The 21,118-nt window shown below is 37.0% G+C and carries 19 protein-coding genes; 7 read left to right on the top strand and 12 right to left on the bottom strand.

All coding sequences use genetic code 11. From position 1 onward, the window contains the following. Position 1: 1 nt before the first annotated feature. The gene (gene rimM / locus CHB58_RS08645; protein WP_089323711.1) at positions 2-562 is read left to right on the top strand and encodes a ribosome maturation factor RimM; all 561 of its coding nucleotides are present in this window, start codon (positions 2-4) and stop codon (positions 560-562) included. Then, complete coding sequence (gene trmD / locus CHB58_RS08640; protein WP_089323710.1) at positions 562-1,326, top strand: tRNA (guanosine(37)-N1)-methyltransferase TrmD; 765 nt, start codon at positions 562-564, stop codon at positions 1,324-1,326. The genes rimM and trmD overlap by 1 nt, the downstream gene beginning before the upstream one ends. On the opposite strand, the gene CHB58_RS08635 is transcribed toward trmD, so the two are convergent. From CHB58_RS08635 to lepA, 12 genes are all read right to left on the bottom strand, one after another. Then, positions 1,282-2,496 carry a bifunctional folylpolyglutamate synthase/dihydrofolate synthase gene (locus tag CHB58_RS08635; protein WP_089323709.1) on the bottom strand — a complete coding sequence of 405 codons (1,215 nt, stop codon included), beginning with the start codon at positions 2,494-2,496 and terminating at the stop codon, positions 1,282-1,284. The two genes, trmD and CHB58_RS08635, sit on opposite strands and share 45 nt — an antisense overlap. Further along, the gene (accD, locus tag CHB58_RS08630) at positions 2,493-3,350 is read right to left on the bottom strand and encodes an acetyl-CoA carboxylase, carboxyltransferase subunit beta (protein WP_089323708.1); all 858 of its coding nucleotides are present in this window, start codon (positions 3,348-3,350) and stop codon (positions 2,493-2,495) included. The genes CHB58_RS08635 and accD overlap by 4 nt, the downstream gene beginning before the upstream one ends. A gap of 5 nt (positions 3,351-3,355) precedes the next feature. After that, positions 3,356-3,673 (bottom strand): ArsR/SmtB family transcription factor, encoded by a 318-nt coding sequence (locus CHB58_RS08625; RefSeq protein ID WP_089323707.1) that lies wholly within the window; start codon positions 3,671-3,673, stop codon positions 3,356-3,358. A 115-nt stretch (positions 3,674-3,788) separates the two neighbouring features. Continuing rightward, positions 3,789-4,613: a 3'(2'),5'-bisphosphate nucleotidase CysQ gene (gene cysQ / locus CHB58_RS08620; RefSeq protein WP_089323706.1), complete on the bottom strand. Its 825-nt coding sequence runs from the start codon at positions 4,611-4,613 to the stop codon at positions 3,789-3,791. Positions 4,614-4,622: 9 nt separating this feature from the next. After that, a complete protein-coding gene (locus CHB58_RS08615; RefSeq protein WP_089323705.1) occupies positions 4,623-5,849 on the bottom strand; it encodes a bifunctional diguanylate cyclase/phosphodiesterase in 1,227 nt (408 codons plus the stop codon). Further along, on the bottom strand, positions 5,846-7,066 hold the full coding sequence (trpB, locus tag CHB58_RS08610) for a tryptophan synthase subunit beta (protein ID WP_180706471.1): 1,221 nt from the start codon (positions 7,064-7,066) through the stop codon (positions 5,846-5,848). Before trpB ends, CHB58_RS08615 begins: the two co-directional genes overlap by 4 nt. A 113-nt stretch (positions 7,067-7,179) precedes the next feature. Continuing rightward, positions 7,180-7,713, bottom strand: a complete 534-nt coding sequence (nrdD, locus tag CHB58_RS08605) for an anaerobic ribonucleoside-triphosphate reductase (protein ID WP_089323703.1) — start codon at positions 7,711-7,713, stop codon at positions 7,180-7,182. 6 nt (positions 7,714-7,719) lie between these two features. Beyond that, positions 7,720-9,264 carry an anaerobic ribonucleoside-triphosphate reductase gene (nrdD, locus tag CHB58_RS08600; RefSeq protein ID WP_089323702.1) on the bottom strand — a complete coding sequence of 515 codons (1,545 nt, stop codon included), beginning with the start codon at positions 9,262-9,264 and terminating at the stop codon, positions 7,720-7,722. Further along, positions 9,264-9,938 (bottom strand): radical SAM protein, encoded by a 675-nt coding sequence (locus CHB58_RS08595; RefSeq protein ID WP_089323701.1) that lies wholly within the window; start codon positions 9,936-9,938, stop codon positions 9,264-9,266. The genes nrdD (CHB58_RS08600) and CHB58_RS08595 overlap by 1 nt, the downstream gene beginning before the upstream one ends. Further along, positions 9,938-12,100, bottom strand: coding sequence for a 5-methyltetrahydropteroyltriglutamate--homocysteine S-methyltransferase (metE, locus tag CHB58_RS08590; RefSeq protein ID WP_089323700.1), 2,163 nt, complete (start codon positions 12,098-12,100; stop codon positions 9,938-9,940). Before metE ends, CHB58_RS08595 begins: the two co-directional genes overlap by 1 nt. Positions 12,101-12,200: 100 nt before the next feature. After that, positions 12,201-12,854: a signal peptidase I gene (gene lepB, locus CHB58_RS08585; protein WP_089323699.1), complete on the bottom strand. Its 654-nt coding sequence runs from the start codon at positions 12,852-12,854 to the stop codon at positions 12,201-12,203. A gap of 53 nt (positions 12,855-12,907) precedes the next feature. Continuing rightward, on the bottom strand, positions 12,908-14,707 hold the full coding sequence (gene lepA / locus CHB58_RS08580; protein WP_089323698.1) for a translation elongation factor 4: 1,800 nt from the start codon (positions 14,705-14,707) through the stop codon (positions 12,908-12,910). A 130-nt stretch (positions 14,708-14,837) separates the two neighbouring features. On the opposite strand from lepA, the gene CHB58_RS08575 reads away from it, so the two are divergent. From CHB58_RS08575 to CHB58_RS08555, 5 genes are read left to right on the top strand one after another with little or no spacing between them, the layout of a single operon-like run. Next, entirely contained in the window at positions 14,838-16,055 is a 1,218-nt protein-coding gene (locus tag CHB58_RS08575) for a GumC family protein (protein WP_089323697.1), read from the top strand. Further along, positions 16,052-18,910 carry an SLBB domain-containing protein gene (locus tag CHB58_RS08570; RefSeq protein WP_089323696.1) on the top strand — a complete coding sequence of 953 codons (2,859 nt, stop codon included), beginning with the start codon at positions 16,052-16,054 and terminating at the stop codon, positions 18,908-18,910. Before CHB58_RS08575 ends, CHB58_RS08570 begins: the two co-directional genes overlap by 4 nt. Positions 18,911-18,919: 9 nt before the next feature. Continuing rightward, a complete protein-coding gene (locus CHB58_RS08565) occupies positions 18,920-19,585 on the top strand; it encodes a YjbH domain-containing protein (protein WP_089323695.1) in 666 nt (221 codons plus the stop codon). Positions 19,586-19,605: 20 nt separating this feature from the next. Continuing rightward, the gene (gene galE / locus CHB58_RS08560) at positions 19,606-20,580 is read left to right on the top strand and encodes a UDP-glucose 4-epimerase GalE (RefSeq protein WP_089323694.1); all 975 of its coding nucleotides are present in this window, start codon (positions 19,606-19,608) and stop codon (positions 20,578-20,580) included. After that, positions 20,580-20,939 carry a hypothetical protein gene (locus CHB58_RS08555; RefSeq protein ID WP_089323693.1) on the top strand — a complete coding sequence of 120 codons (360 nt, stop codon included), beginning with the start codon at positions 20,580-20,582 and terminating at the stop codon, positions 20,937-20,939. The genes galE and CHB58_RS08555 overlap by 1 nt, the downstream gene beginning before the upstream one ends. Positions 20,940-21,118: the final 179 nt, after the last annotated feature.

The following is a 21,118-nucleotide window of genomic DNA, read 5'->3' as shown; positions in this document are numbered from 1 at the left end:
GATGAAAAAAAGAACAATTAAAAAGATTCTTGAAAGAAGAAAAAAGCAGCCTGAAAAAGATGAGGTTTTAATAGGAAAAATTGTTGGAGCTCACGGAATAAAAGGAGAAGTAAAGGTTAAACCTGAAACGGAAATTTTTGAAAGACAGCTTAAAGAAACGAGAAAGTTGACAGGATACAGAGGGGTTTCAAAAAAAACGTTCACAGTTGATACTGTAAAACCTTACAAAAACCTTTTCATAATAAAATTTAAAGAGATAACAGATAGAAACAGTGCTGAAACTGCTATCAATACATCACTTTTTATAAAGAAAAATGAACTTATTCCCCTTGAGGAAGATGAATTCTTTTTTGAGGATCTTATAAATTCCATCGTTGAAACAGAAGATGGAACAAAAGTTGGTAAAGTAAAAGAGATTCTTGAAATGCCGGCAAGCCACATCCTTGTAGTGGAAAAAGAAAACGGAAAAGAAGCACTGATACCGTTCATAAATCAGTTTATAAAAGAGATTGACAAAGAAGCCAAAAAAATCGTAATAACTCCCATAGAAGGTCTTGTGTAATGCCCGTTTTTGACGTTCTTACAGTGCTGCCAAATCTTTTCTCCGGATTTATATCAGAAGGAGTTATAGGAAGAGCTATCTCCTCAGGAAAGGTTGACCTTAAAATTCATAATCTAAGAGATTACACAACGGATAAACACAGAACCGTTGATGACGTTCCATACGGCGGTGGTCCCGGAATGGTTCTTAAACCAGAGCCAATATTTAGAGCATATGAAGAAGTAGTAAAACAGCGGCAGAAGAAACCTTACGTTATACTAACAGAACCGTGGGGAGAAACGTTCACTCAGAAAAAAGCTGTTGAACTTTCCAAAAAAGACAACATTCTTATAATATGCGGAAGATATGAAGGTGTTGACGAAAGAGTTAAATCTATAGTAGATGAAGAGATCTCCATAGGAGATTACGTTCTAACAGGTGGAGAACTTCCTGCAATGGTTATCCTTGATGCCACAATCAGACTTATTCCCGGAGTGCTGGGAAGCGAAGACTCTCTAAAGGCTGACTCATTCATGGATAGAGGGCTTATGGGATATCCAAACTACACAAGACCTGCTGAGTTTAAAGGGTTGAAAGTGCCTGAAGTGCTCCTTTCTGGTAATCATAAAAAGATAGAAGAGTGGAGAAAAATAAAATCTTTTGAAAAAACATACAGAAAAAACCCTGAAACCATAAAGAAGCTTATAAAAGAAGAAAAATTGACAGAAGAGGAAAAGAAGCTACTTGAAATTGCCATTAAGAACATCAGAGATAAGATAGAATGAACCAACAACCGCCACATCTTTTTTAAGAACTTCTCCTTTTAAACTTTCAAGAACAGTTGCTTCTTTTCCATACTTCTCCTTAAGTTCCTTGTAAGAAAAACCCCTGGGATTTTTGATAGGAACGAGAAAAAGCTCTGTTCCTGCTTCATCTGTGTAGCTTTTAAAAAGTTTAAAAATAGCGTTAAAATCTTTATCTTTTAATCCAGAATAAACAATATCAACTGAAATACCTAACATCCCTAAAGTTTCAACAAACCTTCCTACAGCATCAATGTTGTGAGCAACATCAACAATAAAAAACGGTTTTCTCCTTAAAATCTCAAACCTGCCGGGAATTGTAACAGAAGAAACCGCACCTTTAATCTTTGAAATATCAACTTTCAGACACAAAAGTTCTTTCAAAACTTTCTTCGCAGTAAATATCCCTGTGGCAGCATTTATTGCCTGATGTTTTCCATAAACAGAAAGGTTAAAAGGAAATGTTATTTCTTTATCACTGTAAATTCCTTTAGTGCCTTCAGAAGTTACTCTTACAGAAAAAACATTAAAATCACTGCCAAAAGCGTAAATCTCATCTGTAAACTCTGTCGCAATATCAAAAACAACTTTTCTGTTCTGGGAAATAACAACCGGAATTCTATTTTTCACAACATGCAACTTCTCTGTTGCAATCTCTTCAATAGTTTCTCCAAGATAATCCTTATGGTCATAATCTATATGGGTTATAACAGCAAGGTTATGCTCTATACTGTTTGTTGCATCAAGCCTTCCCCCAAGCCCAACCTCATAAACTACAAAATCACAATCCTTAAAGAGATAAAGGGAAAGAAGAAAAGCAGCCTCAAAATAGGTAAGACTATTTTCCTCTATAACAGGTAAAAGGTTCAGAAAAGCCCTATCAAGAAGACCTGTATCAACAGGTTCAAGATCAATTCTGAACCTTTCATTAAACTCTAAAAGATGAGGAGAAGTGAAAAGACCTGTTCTAACACCGTGGGCTTTTAAAATTGACGCAATAAACGACGAAGTTGAGCCTTTTCCGTTAGTTCCTGCAACAATAACAGACGGTGGAAAGGAAAAGTCAAGAGAAGCCACAGCCTTTTTAATTCTTTCAAGACCAGGCTTCCAGACAAACTCTTTATTTAAGAAATAAGATTCAAAGGCTGTCACGCAGAACTTACCTTTGAGGTGAAAGTTTTAAGAAGCTGTCCAATTACCGATTTCAAGTTTTCTCTTTCAACAACCATATCTATAAGACCATGCTCAAGGAGAAATTCAGCCCTCTGAAAACCTTTCGGGAGCTTTTGCTTTATAGTTTGTTCAATAACCCGGGGGCCGGCGAAACCTATCAGAGCTCCGGGCTCTGCAATTATCACATCTCCCAAAAACGCAAAACTTGCTGATACACCACCCATAGTAGGATGGGTAAGCACAGATATATACGGAACCCCCCTTTCCTCAAGACGAGCAAGGGCTGCTGATGTTTTCGCCATCTGCATGAGGGAAATTATCCCTTCCTGCATCCTTGCTCCTCCTGAAGAGGAGATACAGATAAAAGGTTTACCTTCATCGGCAGCCCTTTCTATATTCCTTGTAATCTTCTCGCCGACCACCGAGCCCATACTTCCACCCATAAACTTAAAATCAAAACAGGAAACAAAAGATTCAATACCCTCTATTTTACCTTTAGCGTTAACAACAGCATCTTTTAAACCTGTTTTTCTCTGAGCAGAAGATATTCTTTCAGTATAAGGTTTAATGTCGGAAAAGCCAAGAACATCTTTTGGCTCAAGCTCTGCATCAAGCTCTTCATACACTCCATCATCAAAAAGGTAAAACAACCTATCCTTCGCACTTAAAGGAAAATGAAAACCACATTTCGGGCAGACCATCAAATTTTTCTCAAGCTCACCCTTGAAAAGCAAACTTTTACACTCATTACACTTTATCCATAAACCGGAAGGAACGGTAGATTTTGTATCCTCACTTTGAGAAATTTCCTTTCTAAACAATTTCCTGAACATAATCTTTACCCTTTAAAACATATGATCTGTGGCAACGTTTCAAGTAGCTGAACAAACGCATCAGAAGCTATTGTATAGTAAACTTTATTCCCTTCTCTTTTCTTGTCAACTATTCCTTTATACCTTAAAGTCCTTAAATGCTGAGAAAGGGAAGATTGAGAAATGCCAAGCTCTTTCTCAAGGTCCGTTACACACATAGGTTGCTCTTTAAGCTTAAAAAGAATTTTCAATCTTACAGGAGACGCAAGAGCCTTTAAACATTCAGCTCCTTCCTCAAGCTTTCTCTCATCAAGTATCGGTAAATTTGATTTTGACTTTGCCATTAAATCCTCCTTTTTAAAGATAAAAAAATATTAATTTTAATCCGATCGTTTTAAATTATAAAAAGCTTGTCTGGTGTTGTCAATATATTATATGCTAAAAAACTAAATGTCTATTTCATACAAAGAACCCCTTTCTAAAAGCAACAAAATAGGGATTTAAAAGGTTCTCTTTGTTATATCTTAAAAGATTCCCCGTTTCATACTCAACAACTTTCCCCCCTGCCGCTTCAACAACAGCCTGCCCGGCTGCTGTATCCCACTCCATTGTCGGAGCAATTCTCGGATAAACATCAGCTTTCCCTTCAGCAACAGCAGTAAGCTTTAAAGAACTACCCTGAGAAATTGTCTTAACTTTTCCATACTTTTTCTCAATCTGCCTTATAAATTCCTCCGTTTCCGGATTTCTATGAGATCTTGAAGCAACAACAACTATCTCTTTCCTATCATCAATTACAGGTAGAGAAACTGCCACTTTTGAGAGCTCTCTCCAGAAAACCTCACTGGATGTAATATCCTCAAGAAAAGAAAAATCCCCGTTTTCCACTTTAAAAGCCCCAAAACCCTGACCACCGTAATAAAGAACTCCTATAGCAGGGGCGTAAACAACACCAAGAACAGGAACACCTTTTTCAACAAAAGCTATATTAACTGTAAACTCACCGTTTCTTTTTATAAATTCCTTAGTTCCATCAAGGGGATCAACAATCCAGAGCTTTTCCCAGTTTTTCCTCTCCTCATAGGGAATCTCTTTCCCCTCTTCAGAAAGAACGGGAAAATCATGAAGATGAGTAACTATTATTTTATGGGACACTCTATCCGCCTCTGTGAGAGGAGAATTATCAGCCTTCTCTTCCACGGTAAAATCTCTTTCATAAATTTTCATAATAGCATCACCGGCTTTTAAAGCAGTAGTAATAGCAACAAAAAGTAGCTCTCTCATAACGTTCTCCTAAATATCTATTCTCACATCATAAGGTTCAGGTTTTGGTTTTCCTATAAACCAGCCCTGACCAAGTGAAACCCCTATCTCTTTCATAAGTCTATAATCTTCCTCATCCTCTATAAATTCAGCAAGAACTCTTAATCTAAAAGGTCTTGCCACTTCAACTATAGATTTCATTATGGTTAAATCCCTTTTATCTCTTTTAGCACCCTTAACAAATTCCCCATCTATCTTTAAAATGTCTGCTGGAAATCTTTTAAGATAACTGAAAGAGGAGTAGCCAGAACCAAAATCATCAATAGCTATTTTTGCATCCATATCCCTGAAAATTTGAAATATGCTTTTGGCTACATTCATTTCCATAACTTTCTGAGATTCCGTTATCTCAATAACTATATTTGAAGAGTTTAATCCTCTGTCTTTAACCATTCTCCAGATATTGTTAAGTTCTTTAAAAAAGTATTTCATTGAAAGGTTAAAAAAGAGCTTATATCCCTTATCAAGATACTTTGATGCTTTCTCAAAAACAATTCTGTCTATCTCAGGAATAAGATTAAAAGTGTTTGCAATATCTATAACGTAATCCCCTCTCAAAACTTTTCCTTCTGAGAAAATCCTGGCAAGAACTTCATATCCATATATCTTCCCAGTCCTAAGACTTAGGATAGGCTGAAAATACGGCTCAACACTTCGCTTTTCTATAGCTTCAACAAGCCGTTTTCTAATTTCCTGAATCTCTTCAAATCTGGTAGAACTACTATTAGTGGAAAAAACTATACAGTTTTTTCCCCTTTTCTTTGCATTATAAAGGGCTTCTTCTGCCTTTTTAAAAAGATTACCCACATCATCAACACCTAAGGAGAAAGCTACTCCGGCACTTGTTGTAAGAGAAAAAAAATCACTTCCTATCTTGAAATTTAATCTTTCAAGGTACTTAGTATAAATCTCTTCAATTCTTCTATAAGAAAGCTCTTTATCTACAACTTTCATCAATACAGCAAAGCTATTTGAACCTACTCTACCAAAAACACATTCTGAAAAATATTTTTCAACTACATCAACCAATTTCTTTTCAACAGCAGCTATAACTCTATCTCCCATACTGTAACCGTATGAAAAATTAACAAGCTTAAAATCATCTATATCCACAACGAAAAGGGCACATTTCTTCCTTTTACAATCTTTTAATACCTTTAAAAACTCTAACCTTTCTAATACTTTAGAGTTTCTCATATCTTTAAATCTTCCCTCTCAGCAAGAATATCCCTTATCTGATTAACGTCTTTATCTCCTCTACCAGAAAGATTTAAAACTACAACTTTTCCTTTTATTAATTCCTTATTTCTAAGAAGCCAGGCAACAGCATGAGAACTTTCAAGAGCAGGAATAATCCCTTCTGTTTTTGAAAGCACCTGAAAAGCTCTAATAGCCTCTTCATCTGTAACAGCATCATACTTTGCCCGTCCAATATAATGTAAAAGAGCATGTTCAGGACCAACACCGGGATAATCAAGACCTGCAGATACAGAATGGGTGGGCAAAATCTGACCATCCTCATTTTGAAGAAGGTAAGATTTAGCCCCATGAAGAACACCCACAGAGCCTTTACAGATACTTGCAGCATGCTTTCCCATTTCAAGGCCAAAGCCAGCAGCCTCTACTCCAATAAGTTCAACATCTTTATCCTCAACAAACGGATAGAAAATTCCCATAGCATTACTGCCACCACCAACACATGCAACAATCATATCCGGCAGTCTTCCTTCTTTTTCAAGAATTTGCTCCTTTGTTTCTTTCCCGATAACTGCCTGAAAATCTCTAACCATTTCAGGATAGGGATGAGGACCTACAACAGAACCTATAATATAGTGAGTTGTTTCAACATTTGTAACCCAATCCCTTAAAGCTTCATTAACAGCATCTTTTAAAGTTTTGCTACCAGTTTTTACAACTGCAACTTTAGCACCTAAAAGCTCCATACGGAAAACGTTTAAAGCCTGACGGTGAACATCCTCTTCCCCCATGTAAACGACACACTCAAGACCCATAAAAGCACAGGCTGTTGCCGTAGCAACACCGTGCTGCCCGGCTCCCGTTTCAGCAATTATCCTTTTTTTCCCCATCTTTTTAGCAAGAAGAGCCTGGCCAAGCGCATTGTTTATCTTGTGAGCCCCGGTATGGTTTAAATCCTCTCTTTTTAAATAAATCTTAACCCCACCACCTATAAACTCTGAAAGGCCCCTGGCAAACTGTAAAGGTGTAGGTCTTCCCACATATTCTTTTAAAAGAGTATTAAACTCTCTCTGAAACTCTTCATCATCTCTATATCTGTAATAATTCTCCTCAAGTTCCGAAATAGCGGCCATTAAAGTCTCAGGAACAAACTTCCCGCCAAATATTTCAAATTTTCCTTTAGAGTCAGGATATCTATACACTTTTAAATCCTCCATAAAATTTCCCGTAAAACTCAAAAATTAAAGTAATTTTATGATAAAAATCCAATTGCTCAAAATAAAAAGAGCCCCTTACTAAGGGGCTCTCTCCACAGTCTCTATTAAAAACTTTAAATCATTGAATTTAATTCCTCAAGAATATGCTCAACATCTTCCTTTTTAACTTCCTTCCTTGTGGCAAAATCTTCCACCCTGCCGTTTAACCAGAAAAGATAGTTTGCTTCTTTAAAATCTTTAGAAATCTTACCCCTCATAACAGGTCTAAAGTAACCTATTGGCCTTGACCATAATGTCACATCCTCAGAACTGCATCTTTCACACGCAGTTTTTCTCCCAACCATTTTATGCCCACAGGTATTACACGTTGTAAGAAATGGAGTTTTTGTAAGATACTGAATAGGAAAATTATCAATGATGTTAAATATCAACTTCTCCTGCTCTTCCGGTGTCATCTCTTCAGCCGTGAAAAGGTGAAAAATACTCCCGCCTGTAGCATAACTTTGAAAGTGAGAATTGACGTCTATCTGTGCTAAAAGATCTTTCTCCTGAAATGGAGCCTGAAATCCTGAAGTTAAAAACACTTTTCTTGAAGAAGGGTCCCCATTCACGCAGATTTTGGGTTTAATTCTTTGTGTCTTTTCCATCTTAAATCACCTCCCAACCGGTATATCAAATATACGCTCTCCAAACTTTTCAAGAGCTCTATCTATAAATCTATTAAGTTCCGGATCAACTGAAAGTTCTTTTTCTCTCTCTCCAGAAAGAACCTCAGCCACAGCATTTGCAAAAGAGATATCCTTTTCTGCCATCCTGCAGGCAGCATTTTCTGAAGGAGCGTATTCAAGAGAATAAAGAACCTGATCCCTTGCCATAAACTCATGGAGCTTTTTATAAAGATACTGAGCTATACGGTGAGCGTAATCTTTTGCCTCATCATTAAACAATCCACCTTCAAAGCCAGCATTAACCATTCCCTCGTGAACACCAACAACTGAGAAAATGTTAAAGAGAGATTTATCATCTTTCTGATAGAAAGATAAATAAGGGAATAAATCGTTCCAGTGTTTTTTCAGCCACTCCCTTTTTCTCTGTAGAGCTTTTGCTCCTACATCCATAACATAATCTATCATCGCCGTTAATAGATCAAAGTCTGTTTTCGCAAGGAACAAAAGCCTGTTCATATTGATGGCATACACACCTATACCACCAACTCCAGAACCTGAATGGAAAGGATTTGAACCTGTAACCGCCTCAACCTGAGAAATATCAAAAAGCATCCTGCAGCAGTTTGAGTAAATCATCCCTTCATCAAAAGGTTTTATATAAGGATTTTTCTTCTTATAGACAGAGTCTTTTTCAAACGGAGCAGTTTTATAGTTTTGAACATAGAAACCGCCAAAATATTCAGACTCTTTTAAAAGCATCTTCCATGCAGGGTTATCTTTATCAAAATCGTCCGTTACATTCACAGTTATAAGAGGGAAAGTAAACGGATTACTATCTGCATCCCCTCTTTTCATCGCTTTTATAAAAGCTTCATTTATTCTGTCAAAATATTCAGATGGAATATCTCCGTAAGTGTAAGAGAGCAACTCTCCGGCATAGATAACAGGTTCCTTTCTCAGCCTTGAATTCGGCTTAGCAAAATCAAGAGTTATATTTGAAAACGGTGAGTTTCCGCTTCTAAACGGAAGATTTATGTTATACAAAAACTCCTGCCAGATGTTCTCAAGCTCATAGTCCGTATATCTCTTTTTCCCGGTTTTCTCCATATGGTAAAGATAACCGGCTGCTACAGTAGAGATATCGTTAAGTGATGTGGCACCTGAAACCTCCTGTGCAACAAGACATATAAGATTTGCACACTGCATAAAAAGGGTCTCAAGTCTTTTCGGAGGCGCGGCTCTTCTTTCATTCTTCGCATTACTTCTTAAACCGTAAAAAGCTATATCCTTTGAAGATAAACCTATACAGTAAGCAGAAAGCCTATAAGTTTGGTGATGGTAAGCCCATCCTTCTTCATGATGAATCCTTACAGGAAGGCCATCATAAATAACATCAAAAAGGTAATCTTTCATAACTTCACCGACAACAACATGTTCAAGAGTAGGTATTCCTCTGACAAAGTTAGCATTATTCCTTGCTATATCATCATTACCGATAAAAAGGTCTATCAGTCTGAAATATCTGTTCATCACGCCTCCACAGGGTAGAAAGGATTAAGTTGAAACGGTATTCCCGTTTCTCTCACAAATCTCTTTATCTCTTCTATATCCTCCTCTTTTAGAAGAGGATATTTCACTGTTCTTAATATAGTATATTGAAAATCATTTGCAATAGCAAGTTTCTTAATTTTTTCTATAGATTTTTTTATTTTCTGAACATAAAGCTTAATTTTCTTTTCGTTTTTTTCTTTTTTTGAGTATAAAATCTCATTAAAACGTTCAATTTCGTCATCAAAATAGACAGATTTTATGGGAATTTTAACATCCAAAGCAAAACCATCCACCACTTTTTCCCTGATTAACTGCTCTATTGTTTCAGGCAATGTGCCGTTTGTATCTACTCTAACAGAAAATCCTAACTGTTTGATAAATTTTAAACCTTCCTTGAGTCTTTTTTCAAGTAGAGGTTCTCCTCCAGATACAATTATCAATTCAACACCAAGAAGTTTTAATTTATTAAGTTTATCTAATAGTTTTTCATAAGAAGCAAATTGAGTAGATGGGTCAAATCCGGCTTTATTATGGCACTGAAAGCATTCAAGGTTGCATAGGGGTATGTGCGTGTATAGAACTGCTGACTGAACACCAGGTTGATCTTTAAAAGTAATCGGAGTGTCAACATCAAGAAAAGGGGAGAGGGGCATTACGCCTCCTCTCTAAGAGTATTGGCAAGTTTAACAATGTTTCTTATTGCAGGGATACACTCTTCCCAGCGACGAGTTTTAAGACCACAGTCCGGATTAACCCAGAAGTTCTCTTTTGGAATAACTTTCAGTGCTCTCTCAACAATTTCCTTCATCTCATCAACAGAAGGAACATAAGGAGAGTGGATATCCCACACACCAAGACCTATCTGTCTGTCAAAGTTAACCTTTTCAAAAGCTTCAATTATGTCACCTTTTGAACGGGAAGCTTCAATGGAGATAACATCAAAATCCATTGCAAGAATATACTCAATTATCTCTCCAAATTCTGAATAACACATGTGAGAATGAATCTGAGTTTCAGGTTTTGACTTTGCATGACAAACCCTGAAGGATTTAACAGCCCAATCAAAATACTCATCCCAGTTTCTTTTCTTGATAGGAGCTTTTTCTCTAAAGGCAGCTTCGTCTATCTGAACAATTTTAATACCTGCCTTCTCATAGTCTGCAATCTCATCTCTTAAAGCAAGTCCTATTTGATACGCAACTTCGGAAACAGGAATATCCTCCCTGCAGTAACTCCACGCTATAATCGTTACAGGGCCTGTTAACATACCTTTCACAGGTTTATCAGTAAGACTTTGAGCAAAAGCTATCTCTTCAACAGTCATGGGCTCTATTCTCTCAACATCCCCGAATATGATCGGTGGCCTGTAAGATCTTGTCCCGTAAGAGATTACCCAACCGTTACCTGTAGTAGCAATTCCTTCAAGCTTCTCGGCAAAAAACTCAACCATATCACTTCTTTCAAACTCACCGTGAACAAAAACATCAACACCAAGTTCTTCCTGAATCTTTATAGCCTTGGCTATTTCACCTTTTATAAATGTTTTGTAATCTTCATCTGCAAGCTGTCCTTTTCTGTTAAGGAGCCTAACTCTTCTAACCTCCTGAGTCTGAGGAAAACTTCCTATTGTAGTTGTAGGGAAAAGAGGCAGTTTGAGAATCTCCTGCTGAAGTTTTATTCTTTCAGCATAAGGAACAGCTTTATTAAAGTCCTCATCCGTAAGATTTCTAACTCTCTCCCTTACATTCTCCCTCACACCAAAAGCTTTACTTATACCTTCAACCCACTCTTTTGCTTTGGCATCATCACCTTCTAAAACATCTGAAATAAGTTTAAGTTCTTTAAGTTTCTCCTCTGCAAATGCCACCTTTGCAACAAGCTCTTCAGGAAGAGTAGCTCCTTTTAAATTTACAGGAAGATGGAAAAGAGGAGCGGCGTTTGTCACTACAACTTCAAATTTTTCAGAAAGCTTTTTAACAATTTCAGCTTTTTCAAAAAGGTCTGCTCTCCACACATTTCTACCATCAATAACACCTGCGAAAAGGGTTTTACCTTTAGGATCAACAGAGTCAAGCTGTGAAAGGTTTTCTCCTCTATCATGAACAAGGTCAATTCCCACCCCTGCAACAGGAAGGTCAAAAACAAACTGAAGATTATCAACACTATCATAATAGGTAAACACGTTTATTTTCGTATCAATATCTTCAAAAACAGAGTAAGCATCTTTTATAGCTTCTATCTCTTTATCAGAAAGTTCCATAACAAAAGCAGGCTCGTCAAGATGAACAGATTTAAAACCGTTAAGCTTAAAGTATTCTGCATATTTACAGGCAAGAGATTTTAAAAGGGCAGCAAACTTCCCTTCTGGAAGATTCTTTGAAAGTTTAAGAAGAGTAAAAGGACCAATAAGATAAGCGCTCTCTTTTATTTCCTCATGCTTGTTCCACGAAATGGAAAATTCTTTTTCTTTCCCTTCAAAATCCGGGACAAGGTAGTGATAATTGGTATTAAACCATTTTGTCATCTCAAGGGCATTTTTACCGCGGCAGAGAGAAAAATACTCATCAAGAGTATCGGCTTTATAAATCCCAAAAATAAGAGCTGTATCAAAAAGATTATCGTAAAGTGTCATCTCCCCTTGAGGAAATGCATCAACATAAGATCTATAGGTTTTTTCCCTTTTTTCGTTAAGATTTTTAATTCCCTCTTTAAGCTCTTCCTCTGTCAGCTTCCCTGACCAGTAACTTTCAATAAGCGTTTTAAACTCTCTCTGCTTTCCAAGCCTCGGAAAGCCGTAAGCGTAAGTTTTTACCATGCTTCTCCTCCTAACTAAATTCGGTTTTTTTAAATGGAGTATCCTCTGGCAGATTGAATTTTATATCCGACACCATAATCTCGCAAGGAAGGGAAAATATCTACTGAATTATTTTCCCTATCCTGCTAATCCTTGGTAGAAAACGGTTTGAGTCCCAGGAAAAGAAAATTATCCTTGCCATACCTGTTATTTTATCTCTCTTAACAAACCCCCAGAACCTACTATCATAGCTGTTGTTTCTGTTATCCCCCATAACAAAATACTCTCCCGGTGGGACCGTAAAAACGGTAGTATTATCCCCGGCGTCTCCTGTTTTTAAAATAAAGTGTTTTTTAACTCCCCCTGTTTTTTTGGGAAGAAACTCATAAAAAAGCTTCCCTGTAAATCTTTGGCCATTCTCAACATAAGAATAAGTGCCATCCTCTTCATATCTGACAGGTTTACCGTTTATGTAAAGTTTCCCACCAATAACCTGAATTTTATCTCCAGGAACACCTATAATCCGCTTTATATAATAAACATCCTCATTAAGAGGATACTTAAAAACAACAACATCTCCCCGCTCAGGACTTCTAAACCGGTATGTCACCTTATCAACCAGAATAAAGTCTCCTATTTGAAGGGTCGGTTCCATGGAACCTGAAGGGATATGAAAAGACTGAACAATAAAAGTCCTTATGATTAAAGCAAGAACTATGGCAACGGCAAAAGATTTTATGTTTTCAACAATTTTATTTTCCTTTTTCTCTTCCAAAAAACACCTCTCAAGCTAAAAATAACAGCAAAAAAGTATCACAACTTGCAAAACTATTCCACTTTTAAAACGGCCATAAATGCTTCCTGAGGAACTTCCACTTTTCCAAGCATCTTCATCTTTTTCTTACCCTCTTTCTGCTTTTCAAGGAGTTTCTTTTTCCTTGTAATATCACCACCGTAACATTTAGACAACACATCCTTCCTTAAAGCTTTAACATTTTCCCTTGCTATTATTTTGTTTCCTATAGCAGCCTGAATAGCAACCTCAAAAAGCTGTCTTGGAATTATCTCTTTCAGTTTTTCAACAAGCTGTTTCCCTCTCTGGTACGCCTTATCTTTATGCACTATAACAGACAGGGCATCTACAGGTTTACCGTTTATAAGAATATCTAACTTAACAAGCTCAGAAGGTTTATAACCTATAAGTTCGTAATCAAAGGAAGCATAACCACGGGAAACCGACTTCAATTTATCAAAAAAGTCGAAGAGAATCTCGGAAAGAGGCATATCATACTGAAGCTCAACCCTTGTCTGGTCAAGATAGCTGAAACCTTTCTGCTCCCCCCGCCTATCCTGACAGAGCTGCATAATGGGACCGACATAATCTGCTGGCGTTATTATTGAAGCACGAATATACGGCTCTTCCACTTTCTCTATCTTTTCTTTTGGAGGCATCTCAGCAGGATTTTGAACATCAACAACCGTTCCATCTGTCAATGTTACTTTATATGTAACACTCGGAGCTGTAGCTATAAGGTCAAGACCAAACTCTCTTTCAAGGCGCTCTTTTATAACTTCCATGTGAAGCAATCCTAAAAAACCACATCTGAAGCCAAATCCAAGAGCCACGGACGTTTCAGGCTCATAAAAGAGAGCCGCATCGTTTAACTTCAGCTTTTCAAGGGCTTCTTTCAAATCCTCATACCTATCTGAATCAACAGGATAAAGACCTGCAAAAACCATAGGCTTTGCCGGTCTGAAGCCCGGACACGGATTATCGGTAGGATTTTCCGCATCTGTTATCGTATCGCCAACCTGTGTATCTTCAATATTTTTAATATTTGCCGCTATATAACCAACTTCCCCGGGCCCAAGCTCATCAAGCTTCTTCATAAAAGGAGCTTGAGTTCCAACTTCCACCACCTCAAACTCTTTATTGTTGGAAACCATCTTTATTCTCATCCCGGGTTTTAAAACACCGTCATAAACCCTTACAAAAGGTATGACTCCCTTATAATTATCATAGTAAGAATCAAATATCAGCGCCTTCAAAGGTTTTTTTTCATCACCTTCTGGAGGGGGCACCCTTTTAACTATAGCTTCAAGAATCTCTTTTATTCCTATACCCTCCTTCGCGCTTGCAAGGATAGCTTCATCACTATCAAGTCCCAGAACCTCCTCTATTTGCTCTTTAACCCAGTCAACATTTGCAGAAGGAAGGTCTATTTTATTAATAACCGGAATTATCTCAAGATTTGCTTCAAGGGCAAGAAAAAAGTTTGCTATTGTCTGTGCCTCTATCCCTTGCGTCGCATCAACAACAAGAAGTGCACCTTCACACGCTGAAAGACTTCTTGAAACTTCATAGGAAAAATCCACATGTCCCGGAGTATCTATAAGGTGCATTACATACTCATTACCATCATCAGCTTTGTAGTTCATCCTTACAGCATTAAGCTTAATAGTAATACCCCTTTCCCTTTCAAGTTCAAGAGAATCAAGAAACTGCTCCTTCATCTCCCTTTTTGTAACAGTTCCCGTAAACTCAAGAAGTCTATCTGCAAGCGTTGATTTCCCGTGGTCTATATGGGCAATTATGCAAAAATTCCTTATTCTGCTTCTGTCAATCATAACTCAACCCTCTAACAAAAGAAACTGTTTTTAGAGAATATAAACTTTTTACAAAAAAACCGAAAGAATTTTTTCACATTTTCCTGCTATAATTAAGCTTCACTATAAAAATTATCTGGGGCTTTTTATAATGGAGAGAAAAGAAAACTGGAGAGACAAAGAACCTGCATATACACCACCTTATTACGAAGATGATGAAATTGACCTTTACGAACTTTATTTAACACTAAAAAAAAGAAAAAAGATAGTCTTAGGAACAACATTTCTTTTTACCGCAATAGCACTTATTCTGTGCTTCATTTTGCCTAAAACCTATAAAACCAACGTTTCCATAATGCCACTTGGTGGAGAGAAAAAAAGCGGACTTTCCTCCCTGTTATCATCCCTCCCTGTGTCCATTCCAGGGATGAGCCAGTCTGGACTGACTGTTGAATCCATCCTTCAAAGTAGAATTTTAAGAGAAAAGATAGTAAATGACCTTAATTTACTTCCTATCCTTTTTAAGGATAAATGGGACAATGAAACAAAAAAGTGGATACTTAATGAAAATGAAAAGCCACCAACAGTCCTTGACGGAGCTGAAGTTTTAAAGAACCTTATCTCCTACTCATCGGATAAAAAAACAGGCGTGATAACTATAAATGTTGAATTTAAAAAAGACCCTGTTATGGCATACAAAATAGCCAACGACCTTTTAAATGCAACAGAAGAGATTTTAAAAGAGAAAACTTTCACCGTTTCCAAAAAATACAGAATATATCTTGGGAAACAACTTGAACAGGTAAGGAAAAGACTTGAAAAACTTCAGAAAATCTATTCCGAGTTTACACAGGGAAAGATAAGAGAAATCCCCATGTTATCCTTTACAGAAGATGAGATTGAGAAAGGAAAAAAGGAAGGAAGTCTTATAGCAAAACGGGAAAAGCTAAAAGCTTACCTTGAAAAGCCAGGTTTAACACCATACGAAAAGGAAAAAATTAAAAGAGAACTTTCTCAAATAGAGAAACAACTCAGCAATATTAAAGGTGAAGACAGCTATGTTTCTGTCCCGGACTATCAATTTAACCTTATGAGACTTAAAACAGAAATAGGCATAACACAGGGACTTTATGAAACCCTTGTGAAAGAGTATGAACTTGCAAAAGCTCAAGAGATGAAAGAGCAGATCTCATTCCAGGTTATAGACCCACCGTACATACCAGACCCTGATAAACCTGCAAAACCAAAGAAAAAACTTATAGTGGCAGTTGGCCTTATTTCAGGGCTCTTCCTTGGAATATTTGCTGCATTTTTCAAAGAGTGGCTTGATAATATCAAGAAAAGAGATCTCGTGGAGGAAAAACAATGAAGATAAAAACACTACTAAAAATAGCAACCATTGTTACTTTTTGTAATATAAAAATAATAAATGCTTACGGGCAGATGTTTCCTGTCTCTTTTTCACACACACAAACACCTCAAAACCCCACCAATTATACTTCTTACTTTCCAACATTAAAAGATAAAATAGAAACTACTTCAAATGGAACAAACAGTTTTCCAGTTTCACCTAAACTTTCTGAAAAGGAAGCTACATCAAACTTTTTTGTTGAACAGCAAAATAGAAAAAACTCTTACTCAAAAAAACAGGAACTATTATCGCCAATTGAAGAAGATTTCGCAGCAAGGTCTAAATCTCTCAAAACATATCTACAACAATTTGGTTACAGCTTCTTTAAAGGTTTCAAAAAACCGACAACATCAATACCTGTTGACAAAACCTACGTATTGGGACCGGGGGATGAACTTTTCATATACGTAATCGGCAACCCTCCAAACATTGACCTCTCCCAAATTTCAAAACTTGTCGTTGATAGGGAAGGAAAGGTTTATATACCAGGGCTTGGAGTCTTTTATGTCTGGGGAAAAACACTTGGACAGGCAGAGAAAGAGATCTCTAAAGCTCTTGGGGTAAACATAAAACTAACTGTTGGAAGACTTAGAACATTTCCGGTATATGTATCTGGAGAGGTCAATAGACCCGGTGCCACTATCGTAACAGGAACAAACACCGTTATTGATGCAATAATGATGGCAGGAGGTATAAAAGGAACAGGAAGCCTGAGAAATGTGATTATAAGAAGACAAACTCCTAAAGGTCTAAAAACAATAAAGATAGACTTTTATAAACTTTTGCTTAACGGTATGCCTGTTGATATCCGTTTAAAAGATGGAGATGTAATTTTTATTCCTCCGGTTAAAAAAGTTGCTGGAATAGGCGGTGCTGTCAAAAGGCCGGCAATATACGAACTTAAGGGAAGTGAGACCCTGAAAGATTTAATAGATATGGCCGGCGGTATTTTACCATCTGCATACAAATATAAAGTAACAATCCAAAGGTATGTTGACAATACAGTAACAAAAGTTATAGAGGGATCTCTATCTGACAAAAACTTCATCTCTCAAAAAGTGCACAGTGGCGATCTTGTCATCATCAAGAAAATGATAACAGTTCCCCAAAATGCTGTTCTTGTAAAGGGTTATGTAGCATACCCGGGTGTCTACGCTTACAAACCAGGCATGAAACTTTCCCAAATACTCACTCCAGATATGTTCCTTATTGATACAAATATGAAATTTGGACTTATCATAAGGCAATTTCCACATGGAACTCCTCCTCAATATATCACTTTTATCCCCGAAAATGTCCTTAATGGAAAAGAAAATGTAGCCCTTAAACCTCAAGACACAATCGTATTCTACAAATTCGGAGAAACTAAGAAGGTAGATTTCAATAAAGTTAAAGATGCTTTCGTCGTTGAAGGAGAAATTAAATACCCGGGTGTCTACGCTTACAAACCAGGCATGAAACTTTCCCAAATACTTAATAAAGATATGTTAACAATAAACACTAACCTTTATTACGCTGAAATAGACAGAAGAGACCTTGAAACTCTTAATATAAAGGAAATTATCAGATTTTCACCTATAGATATAATAAACGGAACAAAAGATATAGACCTTCAAGCTCTGGATGTCGTTAAATTCTACCCAAAATATGTCTATCCTCCTGTCAAGGTTTCAGGACTTGTGGAAAACCCCCACTACATACCGTACAGAGATAATCTAAAACTTAAAACTGCTATTGCTTCTGTAAAACTTAAAGGAGAAATAAAAAACCTAAAAGTGGAAATATTTAGGGAAGCACCTAAAAGGAAAAGTGCGGCAGCTGTTGAAGAGGCAGAAAATATAAAGGTCAAAGCTGAAACAGGAGCAGAAGTTATAAAGAGAAGTGTCTCAACTATCTATCTGTACGACCTTCTAATCAAAAACAATCCTGCTGCAAACATAACACTAAATCCTGGAGATAGAATAATAATAAAAGAGATTTCTCCTGAAGAGATTGTAGAAAAAGTAAATGTCGCAGGATATGTAAAAAGACCTGGTGTGTTCAAAATTACAGAAAAAACAACCCTTTACGATGTCTTAAAAGCAGCAGGAGGATTTAAAGAGAAAGCATTTCCTCAGGGAATAATTATTCTCAGAAATTCTATCAAGCAGATGGAAAAGGAACATCTCGCTCAAGCTATTTTACAGATGAGACAGGAACTTGAAAAAGAGCAGGCTGGAATCATGCAGTCCGACCTTACAAAAGAGGAACTTCAGGCAAGACAGAGTGCTTTTGAATCAAAAAGAAAACTCCTTGACCTTATGGAGAAAACTCAGGTTTCTGGAAGGATAACAGGACTAAAAGTTCCAGAAGATCTTGAAAAACTGAAAAACTCTCCCTATAACATCCTCCTTGAAGATGGAGACCAGATAATTATTCCTAAAATTCCATCAAGTGTTCTTGTTTTTGGTGAAGTTTACAATCCAGGAGCAATCGTTTACCGCAAAGGATTGACCGTTGAAGATTATCTAAAAATGTGTGGTGGCCTCACAAAAGACGCAGACAGAGAAAACATCTTCATAATAAAAGCTGATGGAACAACGGTAACATCAACCGAGAAAAAATATTCTCTCATTACATGGAGCAGCAAAGACAGAAGATTTCTCTGGGGAAGTAAAGAGTCTGAAATTCTAAGTTACAAGCTCCAGCCAGGAGATGCCGTCATAGTTCCTACAAAAATCAATGTTCCAACAATGTGGAGGCCTTTAATAAAAGATGTAATTCAGATAATCTATCAATCAGCACTAACAGTATATACAGTTACTCACATTTAAGGGGAAAGCATGAAAACGGATAAACTGTTTTTAACTGTATTAACCATAGGAACTTTCGTAAGCAATGGTCCTGCCCACGGAGCATACAGAGATCCTGTAGGAGAATTTGGAGTTACCGGATACCTCTTTACCCCATCTGCATATATCCAGCAAAAAAGAAGTGTTACTCCATCGTTCTCATTTAACAGACATTATAAATCTTTAGGTCTAAACACTGTAATATTACCCGGCCTTGAAACAGCTATAAGATATAACATTGAAAACAATGAAGACAAAGATTTTCTCTTAAAATATCAGTTTTTACCAGAAACTGACAGATACCCTGCAATCGCTTTCGGAGGAAGTGTATCAGAAGATGCTCTCTCCCATGGTTTCTACATCTCTATAAGTAAATATTTTGAAACTTTCATTCCTCAAACCTTCACCGTAGGCTACGGAAGCGGTATATACAATGGATTTTTCACAGGAGCAGAGCTTCTCTTCCATCCAAAATTTACCATACTTATTGAATATGCTAATTTCAGGGAGAAAACTCTAAAAACCTACATGGAAAAACCTGATTCTGATATAAACGTTGGAATAAAAATAATGCCGTTTAAAAATCTCCAGATCACCGGATATTATCTTACAGGGAACACTGCAGGCGGGAACATAAGTTATACCTTTAAATTTTAATAAATTTGCCCGGAGAAAAGATGAAAATAGTTGTTACAGGTGGCGCAGGATATATAGGAAGCCATACGGTAAAACTTTTAACAGAAAAGAATCACGAAGTTCTTGTTATAGATAACCTTTATAACGGTCATCAAGAGGCAGTAAAAGATGCCCAATTTATCAGATGCAACATTAAAGATACAGACAAACTTACTGAAATCTTTGAATCGTTCAAACCTGACGCTGTTATCCATTTTGCAGCTTTCATAGAAGTTGGGGAATCTGTTAAAAATCCCCTTTCCTTTTATGAAAACAACGTTTCTGGAACGGTAAGTCTTTTAAAAGCCATGGAAATAACAGGTGTGGATAAGATCATATTCTCATCAACCGCTGCAGTTTACGGCAATCCTGTCACCGTCCCAATCCCTGAAACTGAACCGATAAAACCGATAAATCCTTACGGGCAGTCAAAGGCGTGTGTTGAAAAAATACTTAATGACCTTTCAACTTTTAAGGGATTAAACTACGTGTCACTGCGCTATTTTAACGCTGCAGGTGCTGACCCTTCAGGATTGATAGGGGAATCCCACAATCCAGAAACCCACTTAATTCCCCTGATTTTAAAAACAGCTAAAGGTGAAAGAGAGAAGATTTACATATTTGGAACAGACTATCCTACTCCTGATGGAACCTGTGTAAGGGATTATATCCATGTAAACGACCTTGCAGATGCTCATCTTCTATCTTTAGAATATCTTATGAGTGGCGGCAAAAGTGCGGTGTTTAACTGTGGATACGGAAAAGGTTACTCTGTCAGAGAAATTATTGATACAGTCAGAAAAATAACAGGAAAAGATTTTAGAGTAGAAGAAACCGACAGAAGACCTGGAGACCCGGCAGTTCTCATTGCCGACCCAACAAATCTCAAAAAAACACTCAACTGGAAACCAAAATTTGATGAACTTGATATAATAATAAAGTCTGCATGGAGGTGGGAACTTAATAGAAGGTTTTAGTGGTGAAAAGAATACTTCTCAATTTGTTTATTCTGCTTTCAGGAATAAGCATAGCTTACGCCGGTAATTTTAAAACTGGATGGTTACAGAAAAACAGTAAAGGTTATGTTTACTTTAAACCGTACATCAAAGTAAAATACAACCGAAATCTTTTAGCTATCTTTATAACATCAAAGGGCAAGGTATACAAAGGGAAGTGCCGTCTTAAAAGGGAAATGCCAACATGCACAATAACTCCCGGAAAAAAGTTTGAGTCCCCTTTCAACGAAATCAGATACATACTTCTTGAAATAGACCATCCCTTACCGCCGAAAATAGTGAAAACGGGAACTATAGGAGAAAAGATAATAAAAGAGTGATTTTTCCTCAAAAGGTAGGGGGTGAGCACATTCTCCCCACCCTTTTCCAATACCCCCAGCCTATTAGCCACCACAAAAACATCCTCAAGCAGCACAACAGGGAAACAAGCAACATTAAGATTAAACAAACAATCCCACTTACTCTTTAAAACCTCAAAAGGTGTTCTCCCATTCATACC

The sequence above is a fragment of the Desulfurobacterium atlanticum genome (assembly GCF_900188395.1).
Lineage (GTDB): Bacteria > Aquificota > Aquificia > Desulfurobacteriales > Desulfurobacteriaceae > Desulfurobacterium_A > Desulfurobacterium_A atlanticum.
Note: the sequence above shows the minus strand (reverse complement) of the source record. Positions and strands in the feature narration are given on the sequence as shown.

Bases quoted from the DNA above. Each gene is read 5' to 3' on its own strand.
- rimM (WP_089323711.1), top strand. From the start codon at position 2: ATGAAAAAAAGAACAATTAAAAAGATTCTTGAAAGAAGAAAAAAGCAG.
- trmD (WP_089323710.1), top strand. From the start codon at position 562: ATGCCCGTTTTTGACGTTCTTACAGTGCTGCCAAATCTTTTCTCCGGA.
- accD (WP_089323708.1), bottom strand. From the start codon at position 3,350: ATGTTCAGGAAATTGTTTAGAAAGGAAATTTCTCAAAGTGAGGATACA.
- CHB58_RS08625 (WP_089323707.1), bottom strand. From the start codon at position 3,673: ATGGCAAAGTCAAAATCAAATTTACCGATACTTGATGAGAGAAAGCTT.
- cysQ (WP_089323706.1), bottom strand. From the start codon at position 4,613: ATGAGAGAGCTACTTTTTGTTGCTATTACTACTGCTTTAAAAGCCGGT.
- CHB58_RS08615 (WP_089323705.1), bottom strand. From the start codon at position 5,849: ATGAGAAACTCTAAAGTATTAGAAAGGTTAGAGTTTTTAAAGGTATTA.
- trpB (WP_180706471.1), bottom strand. From the start codon at position 7,066: ATGGAGGATTTAAAAGTGTATAGATATCCTGACTCTAAAGGAAAATTT.
- nrdD (WP_089323703.1), bottom strand. From the start codon at position 7,713: ATGGAAAAGACACAAAGAATTAAACCCAAAATCTGCGTGAATGGGGAC.
- nrdD (WP_089323702.1), bottom strand. From the start codon at position 9,264: ATGAACAGATATTTCAGACTGATAGACCTTTTTATCGGTAATGATGAT.
- CHB58_RS08595 (WP_089323701.1), bottom strand. From the start codon at position 9,938: ATGCCCCTCTCCCCTTTTCTTGATGTTGACACTCCGATTACTTTTAAA.
- metE (WP_089323700.1), bottom strand. From the start codon at position 12,100: ATGGTAAAAACTTACGCTTACGGCTTTCCGAGGCTTGGAAAGCAGAGA.
- lepA (WP_089323698.1), bottom strand. From the start codon at position 14,707: ATGATTGACAGAAGCAGAATAAGGAATTTTTGCATAATTGCCCATATA.
- CHB58_RS08575 (WP_089323697.1), top strand. From the start codon at position 14,838: ATGGAGAGAAAAGAAAACTGGAGAGACAAAGAACCTGCATATACACCA.
- CHB58_RS08570 (WP_089323696.1), top strand. From the start codon at position 16,052: ATGAAGATAAAAACACTACTAAAAATAGCAACCATTGTTACTTTTTGT.
- CHB58_RS08565 (WP_089323695.1), top strand. From the start codon at position 18,920: ATGAAAACGGATAAACTGTTTTTAACTGTATTAACCATAGGAACTTTC.
- galE (WP_089323694.1), top strand. From the start codon at position 19,606: ATGAAAATAGTTGTTACAGGTGGCGCAGGATATATAGGAAGCCATACG.